This window comes from Herbaspirillum sp. NPDC101396 (genome assembly GCF_044767365.1).
GTDB lineage: Bacteria > Pseudomonadota > Gammaproteobacteria > Burkholderiales > Burkholderiaceae_D > Herbaspirillum.
Genome location: NZ_JBIWNT010000007.1, coordinates 190,569 through 206,006 on the forward strand (window position 1 = coordinate 190,569; position 15,438 = coordinate 206,006).

General features: G+C 63.1%; 14 protein-coding genes. 8 read left to right on the forward strand and 6 right to left on the reverse strand.

The features are described 5' to 3' along the window. Positions 1 to 23: 23 nt before the first annotated feature. The 6 genes from ACIROY_RS22925 to ACIROY_RS22950 all read right to left on the reverse strand — a co-directional run bounded on the left by ACIROY_RS22925 (position 24) and on the right by ACIROY_RS22950 (position 7,979). Positions 24 to 797, reverse strand: coding sequence for an ABC transporter ATP-binding protein (locus ACIROY_RS22925; protein ID WP_402344456.1), 774 nt, complete (start codon positions 795 to 797; stop codon positions 24 to 26). Beyond that, the gene (locus tag ACIROY_RS22930; protein ID WP_402344459.1) at positions 797 to 2,587 is read right to left on the reverse strand and encodes an ATP-binding cassette domain-containing protein; all 1,791 of its coding nucleotides are present in this window, start codon (positions 2,585 to 2,587) and stop codon (positions 797 to 799) included. Before ACIROY_RS22930 ends, ACIROY_RS22925 begins: the two co-directional genes overlap by 1 nt. Positions 2,588 to 2,597: 10 nt before the next feature. Continuing rightward, positions 2,598 to 3,650, reverse strand: a complete 1,053-nt coding sequence (locus ACIROY_RS22935; RefSeq protein ID WP_402278440.1) for a branched-chain amino acid ABC transporter permease — start codon at positions 3,648 to 3,650, stop codon at positions 2,598 to 2,600. A gap of 177 nt (positions 3,651 to 3,827) precedes the next feature. Beyond that, complete coding sequence (gene paaZ / locus ACIROY_RS22940; RefSeq protein WP_402278438.1) at positions 3,828 to 5,882, reverse strand: phenylacetic acid degradation bifunctional protein PaaZ; 2,055 nt, start codon at positions 5,880 to 5,882, stop codon at positions 3,828 to 3,830. 152 nt (positions 5,883 to 6,034) lie between these two features. Then, positions 6,035 to 7,147, reverse strand: coding sequence for an ABC transporter substrate-binding protein (locus tag ACIROY_RS22945; protein ID WP_402278774.1), 1,113 nt, complete (start codon positions 7,145 to 7,147; stop codon positions 6,035 to 6,037). 217 nt (positions 7,148 to 7,364) lie between these two features. Then, positions 7,365 to 7,979, reverse strand: a complete 615-nt coding sequence (locus ACIROY_RS22950; protein WP_402278436.1) for a TetR/AcrR family transcriptional regulator — start codon at positions 7,977 to 7,979, stop codon at positions 7,365 to 7,367. Between the two features lie 401 nt (positions 7,980 to 8,380). Between ACIROY_RS22950 and paaY the strand changes: the two genes are divergently transcribed. The 8 genes from paaY (at position 8,381) to paaG (ending at position 15,438) form a co-directional block, all read left to right on the forward strand. Further along, positions 8,381 to 8,983 carry a phenylacetic acid degradation protein PaaY gene (paaY, locus tag ACIROY_RS22955; RefSeq protein WP_116435407.1) on the forward strand — a complete coding sequence of 201 codons (603 nt, stop codon included), beginning with the start codon at positions 8,381 to 8,383 and terminating at the stop codon, positions 8,981 to 8,983. Between the two features lie 106 nt (positions 8,984 to 9,089). After that, entirely contained in the window at positions 9,090 to 10,079 is a 990-nt protein-coding gene (paaA, locus tag ACIROY_RS22960; protein WP_402278433.1) for a 1,2-phenylacetyl-CoA epoxidase subunit PaaA, read from the forward strand. Between the two features lie 93 nt (positions 10,080 to 10,172). Further along, positions 10,173 to 10,457, forward strand: a complete 285-nt coding sequence (gene paaB / locus ACIROY_RS22965; protein ID WP_016836359.1) for a 1,2-phenylacetyl-CoA epoxidase subunit PaaB — start codon at positions 10,173 to 10,175, stop codon at positions 10,455 to 10,457. 22 nt (positions 10,458 to 10,479) lie between these two features. Further along, complete coding sequence (gene paaC, locus ACIROY_RS22970; protein WP_402344462.1) at positions 10,480 to 11,232, forward strand: 1,2-phenylacetyl-CoA epoxidase subunit PaaC; 753 nt, start codon at positions 10,480 to 10,482, stop codon at positions 11,230 to 11,232. Beyond that, on the forward strand, positions 11,229 to 11,768 hold the full coding sequence (gene paaD, locus ACIROY_RS22975) for a 1,2-phenylacetyl-CoA epoxidase subunit PaaD (RefSeq protein WP_402344465.1): 540 nt from the start codon (positions 11,229 to 11,231) through the stop codon (positions 11,766 to 11,768). Before paaC ends, paaD begins: the two co-directional genes overlap by 4 nt. Positions 11,769 to 11,819: 51 nt before the next feature. Continuing rightward, positions 11,820 to 12,893, forward strand: coding sequence for a 1,2-phenylacetyl-CoA epoxidase subunit PaaE (gene paaE, locus ACIROY_RS22980; RefSeq protein ID WP_402278428.1), 1,074 nt, complete (start codon positions 11,820 to 11,822; stop codon positions 12,891 to 12,893). 77 nt (positions 12,894 to 12,970) lie between these two features. Beyond that, positions 12,971 to 14,629, forward strand: a complete 1,659-nt coding sequence (gene paaN, locus ACIROY_RS22985) for a phenylacetic acid degradation protein PaaN (RefSeq protein ID WP_402344468.1) — start codon at positions 12,971 to 12,973, stop codon at positions 14,627 to 14,629. 17 nt (positions 14,630 to 14,646) lie between these two features. Then, a complete protein-coding gene (gene paaG / locus ACIROY_RS22990; protein ID WP_402344471.1) occupies positions 14,647 to 15,438 on the forward strand; it encodes a 2-(1,2-epoxy-1,2-dihydrophenyl)acetyl-CoA isomerase PaaG in 792 nt (263 codons plus the stop codon).

Below are 15,438 nucleotides of genomic sequence, written 5' to 3' on the forward strand. Positions count from 1 at the left end.
GATCTGTGTCGCAATATTCTTTTTTAATGTTTGGCGAAACCCAGATAGCTCTCGATGATCTGCTTGTTGGCAGCGAGTTCCGAGGCCGGACCTTCCATCACCGGCTCGCCCATTTCCAGCACGTAGGCGTAGTCGGCGACCTGCAACGCGGCGCGCGCATTCTGCTCGATCAGCAGCGTGGCGACGCCGGTCTTGCGCAGCTCGCTGATGATGTGGAAGATTTCCTTGGTGATCAGCGGCGCCAGGCCCAGGCTCGGCTCGTCGAGCATCAGCACCTGCGGCTTGGCCATCAGCGCGCGGCCGACCGCCAGCATCTGGCGCTCGCCGCCGGACAAGGTGCCGGCCGCCTGCTTGCGCCGTTCCAGCAGGCGCGGGAACAAGGCGTAGACCGGGTCGAGCTGGTCCATGTAGTTGGCTTCGCCGTTCTTCTTGCGCTTGTAGGCGCCCAGTTGCAGGTTGTCTTCGACGCTCATGGTGGCGAACAGCTCGCGCTTTTCCGGCACCAGGCAGAGGCCGCGCGCGACGCGGTCTTCGACGTCCATGCTGCTCAGTTCCTGGCCGAGGTACTTCACGCTGCCGCTGGCCGAACCGCTGGTCGGCAAGGCGCCCATGATGGCGTTGAGCAGGGTCGACTTGCCGGCGCCGTTGGGGCCGATGACGGTGACGATCTGGCCGGCGCGCACTTGCAGCTTGGCGCCGTGCAGTGCTTCCACCTTGCCGTAGCGCGCGTCGAGGTTGCTGACGTCGAGCAGGACTTCGCCGTTGTTGATGATGGCGTTGGCTAGGTTGTTACTCATCATTCAACTCCTCCGAGATAGGCTTCCAGCACGGCGGGATGGACCTGGATCTGCGCCGGGGTTCCCTCGGCGATCTTGGTGCCGAATTCCATGACCACGATGTGATCGGTCAGTTGCATCACGAAGTCCATGTCGTGCTCGACCAGCAGCACGGCCATGCCTTCAGCGCGCAGCTTCCTGAGCAGTTCGGACAACGCCTCTTTTTCCTTGTAGCGCAAACCGGCGGCCGGTTCATCCAGCAGCAGCAAGGCCGGATCGCAGCACAGCGCACGGGCGATTTCGAGGATGCGTTGCTGGCCCAGCGCCAGGCTGCCGGCGGGACGGTACAGCATGTCGCCGAGGCCGACGCGTTCCAGCTGGCGTTTGGCTTCGAGCAAAATTTTGTCCTCTTCCTTGCGGTTCAGGCGCAGGATGCTGGCCAGTGCGCCGCCTTGCGCTGCACGGTCGCCGCGCAGGTAGGCGCCCATGGCGGCGTTCTCGAGCACGCTCATGCCTGGCACCAGGCGCACGTGCTGGAAGGTGCGCGCGATGCCGCGGCTGGCGATCTGGCGCGACGACAATCCCGCGATCGAGCGGCCGCGATAATTGACTTCGCCGCTGGTGATCGGCAGCACGCCGGTGACCAGGTTGAAGGTTGTCGACTTGCCGGCGCCGTTGGGGCCGATCAGGCCGACCACTTCGCCGGCCTTGACCGAGAAGCTGACGTCGTTGACCGCCACCAGGCCGCCGAACTGCTTGCGCGCGGCCTTGACGTCGAGGATGACGTCGCCGGCGGCAGGCTTGTCCTTGTGCGCCAGCGCAGGCGCATCGTCCGGCGCCCTGGCCGACGGCCGGCCCGGGAAGCGCGCCTGGATGAACGGCCACAGGCCTTCATTGGCGTATTGCAGGAACAGCACCAGTGCAATACCGAAGACGATGGCCTCGAAGTTGCCGCCGGTGCCGAGCACGGCCGGCAGCCACTCTTGCAGGAAGTTGCCGAGCAAGGTGATCAGGCCGGCGCCGAGCAGCGCGCCCCAGACGTAGCCGGCGCCGCCCACTACCACCATGAGCAGGTAGTCGATGCCGTACTTGAGGCCGAACGGGGTCGGATTGACCGCGTGCTGCAAATGCGCGTACAGCCAGCCGGACACGCCGGCCAGCATGGCGGCGTAGGCGAAGATGACGATCTTGAGCCAGACCGTGTTGACGCCCATCGCTTCCGGCATGACGTAGCCGAACTTGAGCGCGCGCACGGCGCGGCCGGTGCGCGAGTTGAGGAAGTTCTTGACCGACACCAGCGCCAGGATCACCACTACCCAGATCAGCACGTACATCGACTTGCCGCTGCTGAATTCGAAGCTGAACAGCGGAATCGACGGGATGCTGCCAATGCCGTCGTACTTGCCCAGGCTTTCCAGATTGCCGAACAGGAAGTACAGCGACAAGCCCCAGGCGATGGTCGACAGCGGCAGGAAGTGGCCCGAGATGCGCATCGTGACCGCGCCGATCAGCAGCGCCGAGACGCCCGTGATGAGCAGCCCGGCCAGCAGGCCGATCCACGGCGACAGGCCGAATTGGGTGGTCACGTAAGCGGTGGTGTACGCGCCGATGCCGACGAATGCAGCCTGGCCGAACGAGGTCAGGCCGGCGACGCCGGTCAGCATCACGAGGCCGAGCGCGACGATGCTGTACAGGCCGACATAAGATAACAGCGTGATCCAGAACGGCGGCACCGACAGGAACGGCAGCGCCAATACCAGCAACAGAACGACGACCGGAGCAATGGTCGAGAGAACGAGTTTGTTTTTCATGTGTTCCACCTCAGGCTTCTTCATCGACGTGGTTGCTGGTGAGCGAGCGCCACAGCAAGACGGGGATGATCACCGTGAAGACGATGAGGTCCTTGAACGAGCTGGCCCAGAACGAGGAGAAGCTCTCGATCAGGCCGACGCCGACCGCGCCGATAGCGGCGATCGGATAGCTGGCCAGGCCGCCGAAAATGGCGCCGACAAAACCCTTGAGCGCGATCAGGAAGCCCGATTCGTAATTGATGATCGTGAACGGCGCGATCAGGATGCCGCACAGTGCGCCGATGCCGGCGCTCAATGTGAACGACAGCTTGCCGGCCTGGTTGGTGCCGATGCCGACCAGGCGTGCGCCGAGGCGGTTGACGGCGGTCGCACGTAGAGCTTTGCCCGACAATGTGCGTTCAAAGTAGAAATAGATGCCGACGATCAGCGCGATCACGGTGCCGATCACGATCAGGCTCTGGCCCGAGATCGTCATCTCGCCGATGGTGAATTGCGCATCGGTGAAGGGCAAGGTGTTGGAGCCTTCCGGACCGAACATCAGCAAGCCCAGGCCGACCATCGCCAGATGCACGCCGAGCGAGACGATCAGCAGCACCAGGATGCTGGCATGCGCCAGCGGCTGATAGGCCAGGCGATACACCATCGGGCCCATGGGCACGACGATGGCCAGCGCCAGCGCGATCTGCGCCAGCATCGGCAAATCCTTGAGCGGGACGTAGAGCGTGACGGCGTAGATGGCGATCGGGAACAGCAGGTATTTGCCCGCCAGCAGCGGCAGCCGACCGAGCAGCTTGCCGCGGCGATCGGCGCGGCGCAGGTTGCTGGCCAGCTCGCACAGCATGGTTGCCACGCCCAGCGCCACCATCAGCAGCGCGGATTGCGGCGCATGGCCGCCCTGGATGGCCGCCAGGGTCAGTGCGCCGAAGGCGACGAATTCGCCTTGCGGCAACAAGATGACTCGCGTCACCGAAAAAACCAGTACCAATGCCAGCGACAGCAAGGCGTAAATTGCGCCCGTCGTAATGCCGTCTTGCACCAGGACCGCAAAGATACTTGCGTCCACGTCCATCCTCCCTTGGTTGCATGGCGGCAGGCGCGCGCCGTGCAGATTGAAATAGTGTTGTCGAAGGCGATGCCGGTCGATGCCGGTTGTCGCCTTCTGCCCTGCGTGCGCACTCCGGAAATTCAGGAGCGCTGCCGCAGGCTTTTTGTTATTGGGTGTTGCGGGGTATTACCGTGATTAGTTCTTCTTGGCGACCAACGTCAGGATGTCGTACGAAGCCACCAGTTCACCGTCCTGGTTGGTCACTTCGACATCCCATGCGACCACGCCCTGGCCGACGCCGTTGACGTCTTTCTTGTTGCGGTCGATCTTGCGCTTGCAGGTCAGGCGTGCGCGGATGGTGTCGCCGATGCCGACCGGCTTGACGAAGCGCAGCGTGTCCAGGCCGTAGTTGGCCAGCACCGGACCCGGCGCGGGCGAGACGAACAGACCGGCGGCGGCCGACAGCACGAAGTAGCCGTGCGCGATGCGCTTGCCGAACGGCGACTCCTTGGCGGCGATCTCGTCGAAGTGCATGTAGAAGTAGTCGCCCGACAGGCCGCCGAAGTTGACGATGTCGGCTTCGCTGACGGTGCGGCGATGGGTCAGCAGCGAGTCGCCGATCTGCAGGTCTTCGAAGTGATGGCGGAACGGATGGATGTCGGACTCGCGCACGGCAGCGCCGCGCACGTGTTCGCCGGTGACGGCGGCCAGCATGGTCGGCGAACCTTGCACCGCGGCGCGTTGCAGGTAGTGCTTGACGGCGCGCGCGCCGCCCAGCTCTTCACCCCCGCCGGCGCGACCGGGGCCGCCGTGCTTGAGTTGCGGCAAGGGCGAGCCGTGACCGGTGGACTCCACTGCCGCTTCGCGGTCGAGGATCAGCAAACGTCCATGCCATGCGGCGGCGATCGGAATGGCCTTGGCGGCGACCTTGGGATCGTGCGTCACGAGGCTGCCGACCAGGCTGCCGCGGCCGCGTGCGGCCAGGTCCAGCGCGCCGTCGAAATCGTCATAGGCGATCAGCGTGCTGACCGGGCCGAAAGCTTCAATATCATGCACCGCCGGATTGGCCACGCCGTCGCGGCACAGCAGCAGCGTCGGCGCGAAGAAGGCGCCGTCACCAACCGCATCGCCGACCGGGTTGAAGCCGTCGCCGGCGCCGAAGATCTGTTCATTGCCGGCCTTGAGCAGCGCCAGGCGTTCGGCCACGTCATGCTGTTGCGCCTTGGAAGCCAGCGGCCCCATGCGCACCTGTTCCAGCGACGGGTCGCCCACTACGGTCTTGGCCAGGCGCGCGCGCAGGCGTTCGGCGACGGCGTCGATGTGTTGGCGCGGCACGATGGCGCGACGGATCGCGGTGCACTTCTGGCCCGCCTTGGTGGTCATTTCGCGCGCGACTTCCTTGACGAACAGATCGAACTCTTCGTCGTCCGGCGAGACGTCCGGGCCGAGGATGGCGCAGTTGAGCGAATCGGCTTCGGCGTTGAAAGGAACGGAATGGCGGATCAGGTTCGGATGCACGCGCAGCTTGGCGGCGGTGTCGGCCGAGCCGGTGAAGGTCACCACGTCCTGGCCCAGCATGCGGTCCAGCAGATCGCCGGTGCCGCCGATGATCAGTTGCAGGCTGCCGGCCGGCAGCAGGCCGGAGGCGTTGATCAGGCGTACTGCGGCTTCGGTCAGGTAGCTGGTGGCGGTGGCCGGCTTGATCAGGCATGGCATGCCGGCGAGGAAGGTCGGCGCGAATTTCTCAAGCATGCCCCAGACCGGGAAATTGAAGGCGTTGATGTGCACGGCGACGCCGCCGCGCGGCACCAGAATATGCGTGCCGGCGAACTTGCCCTGCTTGCCCAGCGGGATGGCCGGACCTTCATGCACCAGGTTACCCGATGGGAATTCGTTGCCGCCCACGCTGGCGTAGGCGAACAGGGTGCCGGAACCGCCTTCGATGTCGATCCAGCTGTCGGCGCGCGTGGCGCCGGTATGCGCGGAGACGGCGTAGAGCTGTTCCTTGTGTTCGTTGAGGTATTTGGCGAGCGCGCGCAGGATGCCCGCGCGCTGCTGGAAATCGAGCTTCAGCAATGCCGGCAATCCCTGCTTGCGCGCATAGGTCACGGCTTCATCGAAGTCGATGCTCTCGGCATGCGTGGAGGCGATGAGACGGCCGTTGACGGCGCTGTTGAGCGGCGTCGCGGCGGTGGAACCGATCCAGCGGCCGCCGATGTAGCTTTGCAAGAGTGTGGATTGTGCTGTCATTGTTGTGTCCGATTTGTGCTCGAAAAACTGAGGCAGCGACGACGTTGGGACGCTAAAACGGCAAGGCGCTGAGGTAAGCCTCCCCTCGGAAGCCATCCCTCAGCCGCCCTGCCCGTTTCTACGTCATCGCATTGCCGGTAACGATGTTGCGCTTACGGTTGGTACTTCCATGCGCCGTTGACGATCTTCACCATCACCGATGCACGTTGATCCAGGCCGAGGTGGTCAGTGGCCGACATGTTGTAGACGCCGTGCACGCCGTTGACATTTTTGGAGGCTTCCAGCGCGTCGCGCAGTGCGGCGCGGAATTCAGGCGTCCCGGGCTTGCCCTTCTTCAGCGCTTCCGGCGCGGCGGCTTGCAGCAGCAGGCCGGCGTCCCAGGCATAGCCGCCGAACAGCGAGACGCTATCCTTGCCGTGCACCGCTTCATACTTGACGGTGTAGGCCAGGGCTACCTTGCGGATTGGATTGTCGGCCGGCAGTTGCGCCGCCACCAGCACGGGGCCGGCCGGCAGCAAGGTGTTGTCCAGCAGCTTGCCGCCTACGCGCAGGAAGTCGGAATTGGCGACGCCGTGGGTCTGGTAGATCAGGCCCTTGTAGCCGCGTTCGGCCAGGGCGCGCTGCGGCACGACGGCCGGGGTGCCGGAGCCGGCGATCAGGATCGCATCAGGCTTGGCCGACATCAGCTTCAAGGCTTGCGCGGTGGCCGAGGTATCGTTGCGTGCAAAACGTTCGTTGGCCACGACTTCGACCTTCTTCAAGGCGGCGGCCTTGCTGAATTCGCTATACCAGCCTTCGCCATAGGCATCCGCAAAACCGACGAAGCCGACACGCTTGATGCCGCGCGCAACCATGTCCTGCACGATCGCCAGCGACATCATGATGTCGTTTTGCGGAGTCTTGAAGACCCATTTCTTTTTCGCGTCCATCGGTTCGACGATGCGCGCCGAGGCGGCCAGCGAAATCATCGGCGTCTGCGCTTCGGCGACCACTTCAATCATCGACAGCGAGTTCGGCGACACGGTCGAACCGATGATCAGGTCGACGTTGTTTTCGGAGATGAAACGACGGGTGTTCTTGACTGCCTGGGTGGTGTCGGAGGCGTCGTCCAGCACGATGTAATTCACTTTTTGGCCGGCGATGGTGGTCGGCAGCAGGGCGATGGTGTTTTTTTCCGGGATGCCGAGCGATGCAGCCGGGCCGGTGGTCGAGAGGGTCACACCGACGTTGATGTCGGCGTGCGCTGCGCCGGCAAAAGCCAGCATTGCCAATGCAACCGACGTGGTCAGGGCGTTGAGTTTTTGGACGAATTTCACTTGCAGTCTCCTTGGTTGATTTTCTGGTCACTTCTTGCTGCATCGTTTGCCTGCAGCGTCCTGCCCGGATGGAAGCGGCTTGCACCGTCCCCTCCCCGTCTCTTGCGCAGAAATGATCGACTCTCAATCTGAAGCCTTGCTCATTCCTGCCGTATTCTTTTCCTTCTCAGGACTGGCCGATATCGTCCAGTCGCACTGCGCCGATGCCGCCGAACAGCAGGTCCGACACCACCATCGCCATGCGCTCATGGGTCAGTTCGCCGTCGGGCTTCAACCACATGAACATCCAGTTGATCATGCCGAACAGCAGCATCGTCAACGGCTTGGCCATCTTGCTGGCGTCCAGCTCGGGCCGTACACCGATCATTGCCTGCGCCATGGCGCCAACCACCTTGCGCTCGCCGGCGAAGATGCGCTGCTGGTCTTCCTCTTTCAGGAAGCGCACATCTTCGGTCAGCACCCGATGCTCGTTCTGGGCATCGGCGTATTCCTCGACAAATCGCTGCACCATCAGGCGCAGGCGCGGTTCCGGCGCCAGATCCTGCTGCGCCACTTCATCGACCAGAGCGCACAGGCGCTCGATATGGCCTTCGCAGATAAACATCAGCAACTGATATTTGTCCGACATGTAGTGGTACAGCGATGCCTTCGACAGGCCGCAAGCCTCCGCCACTTCATTCATCGACGTGCCGGGAAAACCATTGCGCGCGAACAAGGTTGCCGCTTGCTCGATGATCAGGTCGCGCTGGTTATCAAATCCTGCTGCACGCTTGCGTGGCATTTTCTTCCTTTCAACAAATTCCAAGAAGCCGTGATTGTGCCGTAAATCCGACCCAATTCAGCTTCACCTGTCGCTCTCACCGGCTTGCATTCACTCGTCGCTGCGCAAGTTCGTGCTGGCATTCCGGCATGTCGCGACATGCTGAAAGAACGTCAAACCATCTTCCGACCGTTTTTACAATGGCTCGCTCTTCCGCTCTGGGCGCGGCTTTGGCGCGCACTCCTGCACGCCGCGAACGCAACACAAATAGCGAAAATAGTTCAAAACATTATTGACCGACCGGTCGGTTGAATTTATTATTAACCAAAATCGGATGCCAGGCAAATGTTTTTTACATTGCCCCGCCCCGCCAAAAACAGAGCCGGAACATCTGGACAAGCAGGTCATCAAGGAGACGAGCAATGCCGTGTTATTCGATAGAAGGCGTGATCCCGGTGGTGGATCCCAGCGCCTACGTTCATCCGACCGCCGTGTTGATCGGCGACGTGATCGTCGGACCGGATTGCTATATAGGACCGGCCGCCTGCCTGCGCGGCGATTTCGGCCGCATCGTCATGCATCGCGGCTCCAACGTGCAGGACACCTGCGTGGTGCACGGTTTCCCCGCGCATGACACGGTGATCGAAGAAAACGGCCACATCGGCCACGGCGCCGTATTGCACAGCTGCATCGTGCGCCGTGACGCGCTGGTCGGCATGAATGCCGTGGTGATGGACGACGCCGAAGTCGGTGAAGAAGCCATCGTCGCCGCCAGCGCCTTCATCCGCGCCGGCATGAAAGTGCCGCCGCGCTCGCTGGCCGCCGGCGTCCCGGCCAAGATCCTGCGCGAACTGACTGAGCAGGAAATCGCCTGGAAGCGAGAAGGCACGCATACCTATCAGGACCTGACCAAGCGCTGCCTGGCCAGCATGAAGGAAGTCCAGCCGCTGCAAGAGATCGAAGCCGATCGGCCGAAATTGAAAGCGCCCGCGGTGGAGCCGCTGATCGCGGCAAAGAAGAACTGAAGCGTTACCCATTTAGCTTATTTAGAAACACGCCGTCGCGCCGCAGTGAATCACTGTTCAGGTCATTGATCAGCGCGGCACTATCACCTCAGTGGAGATGAACATCATGTATGCACAACTGGTAGAAACCGGCCTCAAGAACGTGCGCTCGCTTGACGAGATGAGCGCGGAAGAACGCGCGTTCCAGGCGCGCATCGACGAAGGCGTCAAGATCGAGCCGAAGGATTGGATGCCGGACGCCTATCGCAAGACGCTGATCCGCCAGGTGTCGCAGCACGCGCACTCGGAAATCGTCGGCCAGTTGCCGGAGGCGAACTGGGTCACGCGCGCACCGACGCTGGAGCGCAAGGCCGTGCTGCTGGCCAAGATCCAGGATGAAGCCGGCCACGGCCTGTACCTGTACAGCGCCGCCGAGACCCTGGGCGTATCGCGCGACCAGTTGCTGGCCGACCTGCATTCGGGCAAGGCCAAGTATTCCAGCATTTTCAATTACCCGACGCTGTCGTGGGCCGACATGGGCGCCATCGGCTGGCTGGTGGACGGCTCCGCGATCATCAACCAGATCCCGCTGTGCCGCTGCTCTTACGGTCCGTATGCGCGCGCCATGGTACGCGTCTGCAAGGAAGAATCCTTCCATGCGCGCCAGGGCTACGACATCATGATGTCGCTGTGCAAGGGCACGCCGGAACAGAAACAGATGGCGCAGGATGCGCTTAACCGCTGGTGGTGGCCGTCGCTGATGATGTTCGGCCCGTCCGACGCCGCCTCGGTCAACAGCGCGCAGTCGGCACAATGGCGCATCAAGCTGTTCTCCAACGACGAGCTGCGCCAGCGCATGGTCGACCAGACCGTGCCGCAAGCCGAATACCTCGGCCTGACCGTGCCCGATCCTGATCTCAAGTGGAACGAGGAAACCGGCCGCTACGATTTCGGCGCGATCGACTGGGAAGAATTCCACAACGTCCTGCGCGGCAACGGCCCTTGCAATCGCGAGCGCCTGCAGACGCGCAAGAAGGCCTACGACGACGGCGCATGGTTCCGCGATGCGCTGGTCGCCCACGCCGACAAGAAACAGACGGCGCAAGCTGCCGCATAAGTAGCCACATAAATACGCAATCCAATACAACACAGCCACGACCGCCCGCCTGCTTGCTTGCAGTGCGGCCGGTCCAGTCCAAAGGAAGAGATGATGAGTAAAGAATGGCCGCTATGGGAAGTTTTCATCCGCAGTCAGCACGGCCTGGCGCACAAGCACGTCGGCAGCCTGCACGCGCCTGACGCCGAGATGGCGATCAACAATGCGCGCGACGTCTACACCCGTCGCAACGAAGGCGTCGGCATCTGGGTGGTGCGCGCCGCGGATATCGTCTCCAGCAGCCCGGGCGACAAGGTCGCGCTGTTCGAGCCGGCCAACAACAAGGTGTATCGCCACCCGACCTTCTTCCCGATGCCGGAAGAAGTGAAGAACCTCTAACCCTTGCGCTCAGGAAACCGGCATGTCAGATAAAGCAACTTATGTACGCCGCCTCGGCGACAACGCGCTGATCCTCAGCCAGCGCCTGTCTGAGTGGTGCGGCAAGGGCCCTGCCCTGGAAGAGGATATGGCCTTGACCAACGTCGCCCTGGACCTGATCGGCCAGGCGCGCATGTGGCTGTCCTACGCCGGCGAACTCGAAGGCGACGGCCGCAGCGAAGACCAGCTTGCCTTCCTGCGCGATGCCCATCAGTTCAGCAACGTGCTGCTGGTCGAACAGCCCAACGGCAACTACGCGGATACGCTGGTGCGCCAGTTCTTCTTCGACGCGGCGCATTACTTCCTGCTGGAAGCGCTGACGACCTCGACCGATCCTCGCATCGCCGAGATCGCGCAAAAGTCGATCAAGGAAGTGACCTATCACGTACGCCGCAGCGGCGACCTGATCGTGCGCCTCGGCGACGGCACCGAACTGAGCCATCGCATGGTGCAGCAGGCTGTCGATTACCTGTGGCCGTACACCGGCGAACTGTTCAGCAGCGACGCCGCCGACCTGGCCATGCAACAGGAAGGTGTGGCGCCCGCGCCGGACGCGATCCGCGCACAATGGCTGCAGCATGTACAGGAAATCCTGACCGAAGCCACCCTGCAGACGCCGCCGGCCGACGCCTGGATGCAAAGCGGCGGCAAGCAAGGCAAGCACACCGAACACCTCGGCTACCTGCTGGCGGAAATGCAGTTCCTGCAGCGCGCCTATCCGGGAGCCACCTGGTGATCGCGAGCGCTTCCAGCCTGTCGACCGAGCAACTCCAGGAACAAATCTGGAGTTGGCTGCACCTGGTCCCCGACCCTGAAATCCCGGTGATTTCGGTGGTGGACCTGGGCATCGTGCGTGACGTGCAAGTCAGCACGGGCGACGAGCAGGAAGTGCAATGCACCATCGTGATCACGCCGACCTATTCCGGCTGCCCCGCCATGCAGGTGATTTCCCAGGAGATCGTCGCAGTGCTGGCGCAGCATGGCATTGCCGGCGTCGACATCCAGACCCGGCTATCGCCGGCCTGGAGCACCGACTGGATGAGCGAGCACGGCAAGAGCCAGCTCAAGGGCTACGGCATCGCGCCGCCGGCGCAGCAGGTGATCGACATCAGCGGCATCAGCCGCAAGCGCTTGCAGGCGCCCAAGGTGGCCTGCCCGCATTGCGGCTCGATGCATACCGTGGTCGTCAGCCAGTTCGGTTCAACCTCCTGCAAATCCCTGTACCAGTGCAAGGATTGCCTGGAGCCGTTCGACTATTTCAAAGCCCATTGAGTCCGTTGATATCTCAATAGGCGTCCCAAGCACATCAGGCAGACATCCATCATGAGCAAATTTTATCCTCTGACCGTCGGCAACGTGAAGAACGAAACCCGCGACACCATCGTCGTGTCGTTCGACGTGCCGGCCGAACTCAAAGAGACCTTCCAGTACCAGCAGGGCCAGCACCTGACGCTGCGTTCCGAGATCAACGGCGAAGACCTGCGCCGCTCCTACTCGATCTGCTCGGCGGTGCAGGACGACCAGTTGCGCGTGGCGATCAAGCGCACGCAAGGCGGCGTCTTTTCGACCTGGGCCAACGACACGCTCAAGCCGGGCCAGAGCCTGCAGGTGATGCCGCCGATGGGCCACTTCAACCTGCCGCTGGACGCCGCCAACCAGAAGCACTACCTGGCCTTCGCCGCCGGCAGCGGCATCACGCCGATGCTGTCGATCATCAAGACCACGCTGCTGGCCGAACCGGGCAGCCGCTTCACGCTGGTGTACGGCAACCGCGCGTCGTCGTCGGTGATCTTCAAGGAAGAGCTGACTGATCTGAAGGACGTCTACCTGGAACGCCTCAACATCGTCTACGTCATGAGCCGCGAACAGCAGGACGTCGAGTTGTTCAACGGCCGCATCACGCGCGAAAAATGCGACCAGTTCTTCAAGTCCTGGATTGATCTCGACGACATCGATGCCGCCTTCATCTGTGGCCCGGAAGAGATGCTCAACGCGGTCAGCGCATCGCTGCAGGCCAACGGCCTGGACAAGTCCGCCATCAAGGTCGAACTGTTCGCCGCCAGCATCCCGAAACACAAGGCCGTGGCGCAACGTCCGGTGGTCGGCAAGCAGGAATGCGAAGTCACCGTGATCGTCGACGGTTACCACACCGTCTTCACGATGGAGAAGGAAAAAGAATCCTTGCTCGACGCCGGCCTCAAGAACGGCATCGACATGCGCTATTCGTGCAAGGGGGGCGTCTGCGCCACCTGCCGCTGCAAGATCGTCGAAGGCAAGGTCGACATGGACGCCAACTACTGCCTGGAAGACTATGAAATCGCGCGCGGCTTCGTGCTGAGCTGCCAGAGCTTCCCGGTCACCGACAAGCTGCTGATCGACTTCGATCAGGATAATTAAACTCGCTGAGCCGAGCTGATCCGCGCTGATCCCAACTGATCCTACGTCGACCACTACACAATCATTCAGGAGACCACATGTCGACCACCTTCTTTGAACGCCACCGCGCCACGCTGGATAAAGCGGTACAAGCCATCGGTGAACGCGGCTACTGGAGCCCGTACAGCGAAAGCCCGAGCCCGCGCGTCTACGGCGAAACCGCCGCCGACGAGGGCAAGGCCGCTTACGAGGCGCGCCTCAACCGTCCGTTCGAGATCGACCAGGCCGGCACCACCGGCCGCACCGGCAATGAAGTCTCGCCTTACGGCCCGGCGCTCGGCATCACTTACCCGAAGGCCGACATCGATCAGCTGCTGCAAGGCGTGGCCGCCGCCGGCGTCGCCTGGCGCAAGGCCGGACCGGAAGTCTGGGCCGGCGTCGCGCTGGAGATTGTCGCCCGCCTGAACGCCCGCAGCTTTGAAATCGCCCATGCCGTCATGCACACCACCGGCCAGGCCTACATGATGTCCTTCCAGGCCGGCGGCCCGCATGCGCAGGACCGCGCAGTCGAAGCGATCGCCTACGCCTGGCAGGAAACCAGCCGCATCCCGGCCGGCGCGCATTGGGAAAAACCGCAAGGCAAGCACGACCCGCTAAAGATGCAGAAGAGCTTCCGCATCGTGCCGCGCGGCATCGGCCTGGTGATCGGCTGCTGCACCTTCCCGACCTGGAACAGCTATCCCGGCATGTTCGCCGACCTGGCGACCGGCAACACCGTGATCGTCAAGCCGCATCCGGGCGCGATCCTGCCGCTGGCGATCACCGTCGAGATCGCGCGTGCGGTCATCGCCGAAGCCGGTTTCAATCCCGACGTCGTCACCCTGGTCGCGCATGAAGCCGGCGACAAGGTCGCCACCGAACTGGCGCTGCGTCCGGAGATCAAGCTGATCGACTTCACCGGCAGTTCCGCCAACGGCAACTGGCTGGAGCGCAATGCGGTGCAGGCGCAAGTCTTCACCGAGAAGTCCGGCGTCAACCAGATCGTCATCGACTCGACCGCCGACTTCAAAGGCATGGCGCGCAACATCGCGTTTTCGCTGGTCCTGTATTCCGGCCAGATGTGCACCACGCCGCAAAACATCTACATCCCGAAGGACGGCATAGCCACCGCCGAAGGCCACGTGAGCTTTGACGCCGTGGTGGCGGCGATCGGAGAAGCGATCAACAAGCTGACCGGCGATCCGGTCAAGGCGGTGGAACTGCTGGGCGCGATCCAGAACACTGCCGTGCTGGACCGCATCGAGGCGGCGCGCAAGGTCGGCGAGGTTGTGCTCGACAGCACAGCGCTGCAACATCCGCAATTCCCCGAGGCACGCATTCGTACGCCGCTGCTGGTGAAGGCGGTCGGCGGCAAGGCCGTGACGGAAGAATTTTTCGGCCCGATCTCGTTTGCCATCGGCACCGACAGCACCGCCGAGAGCATCAGGCTGGCCGAGAAAACCGTGCGCGAACATGGCGCGCTGACGCTGTCGGCCTACACCACCGATGCCGCCGTCAAGGAAGCACTGGGTGATGCCGCCGCCGAAGCCGGCGTGGCGCTGTCGCTGAACCTGACCGGCGGCGTGTTCGTCAATCAGTCGGCGGCCTTCAGCGACTTCCACGGCACCGGCGCCAATCCGGCGGCCAACGCCGCGCTGGCCGATACGGCCTTTGTCGCAAGCCGCTTCCGCGTGGTGCAGACCCGCGAACCTGTCTGATCGTTTAGGAACCCGCCATGCAATACGAATCCATCCTGTTTGAAAACACCGACGGCGTCGCCGTCATCACGCTGAACCGGCCCGACAAGCTCAACAGCTTCACCGTCGCCATGCATCTGGAAGTGCGCGATGCGCTGGAAAAAATCAAGGCCGACGCCGGCGTGCGCGTCTTGCTGCTGACCGGCGCGGGTCGCGGCTTCTGCGCCGGGCAGGACTTGTCCGACCGCGCGGTGAAGCCGGGCGACGGCGCCGTCGATCTGGGCGAATCGATTGAAAAATACTACGGCCCGCTGGTGCAGACGCTGCGCGCCCTGCCCTTCCCGGTGATCTGCGCGGTCAATGGCGTGGCCGCTGGCGCCGGCGCCAATATTCCGCTGGCGTGCGACATCGTGCTGGCGGCGCGTTCGGCCAGCTTCGTGGAAGTGTTCTGCAAGCTGGGCCTGCTGCCGGATACCGGCGGCACCTACTTCCTGCCGCGCCTGGTCGGCACCGCGCGCGCCATGGGCCTGGCGATGCTGGGCAACAAGCTGAGCGCCGAACAAGCCGAGCAATGGGGCCTGATCTGGAAATGCGTCGACGACGACAAATTGCAAACTGAAGCGCGCGCCATGGCGCAACATTTCGCCACCGCGCCGACCAAGGGTCTGGCGCACACCAAGGCGGCGATCTATCAGAGCCCGGCCAATACCCTGACCGAACAGCTGGCGCTGGAACGCGACAGCATGCGCGCGCTAGGCTACAGCCGCGACTACAAGGAAGGCGTCACGGCCTTCCTTGAAAAGCTCGCGCCGCTGTTCACCGGAGAATGA

Coding starts and splice junctions, on each gene's coding strand:
- ACIROY_RS22925 (WP_402344456.1), bottom strand. CDS start 797: ATGAGTAACAACCTAGCCAACGCCATCATCAACAACGGCGAAGTCCTG.
- ACIROY_RS22930 (WP_402344459.1), bottom strand. CDS start 2,587: ATGAAAAACAAACTCGTTCTCTCGACCATTGCTCCGGTCGTCGTTCTG.
- paaZ (WP_402278438.1), bottom strand. CDS start 5,882: ATGACAGCACAATCCACACTCTTGCAAAGCTACATCGGCGGCCGCTGG.
- ACIROY_RS22945 (WP_402278774.1), bottom strand. CDS start 7,147: ATGCTGGCTTTTGCCGGCGCAGCGCACGCCGACATCAACGTCGGTGTG.
- ACIROY_RS22950 (WP_402278436.1), bottom strand. CDS start 7,979: ATGCCACGCAAGCGTGCAGCAGGATTTGATAACCAGCGCGACCTGATC.
- paaY (WP_116435407.1), top strand. CDS start 8,381: ATGCCGTGTTATTCGATAGAAGGCGTGATCCCGGTGGTGGATCCCAGC.
- paaA (WP_402278433.1), top strand. CDS start 9,090: ATGTATGCACAACTGGTAGAAACCGGCCTCAAGAACGTGCGCTCGCTT.
- paaB (WP_016836359.1), top strand. CDS start 10,173: ATGAGTAAAGAATGGCCGCTATGGGAAGTTTTCATCCGCAGTCAGCAC.
- paaC (WP_402344462.1), top strand. CDS start 10,480: ATGTCAGATAAAGCAACTTATGTACGCCGCCTCGGCGACAACGCGCTG.
- paaE (WP_402278428.1), top strand. CDS start 11,820: ATGAGCAAATTTTATCCTCTGACCGTCGGCAACGTGAAGAACGAAACC.
- paaN (WP_402344468.1), top strand. CDS start 12,971: ATGTCGACCACCTTCTTTGAACGCCACCGCGCCACGCTGGATAAAGCG.
- paaG (WP_402344471.1), top strand. CDS start 14,647: ATGCAATACGAATCCATCCTGTTTGAAAACACCGACGGCGTCGCCGTC.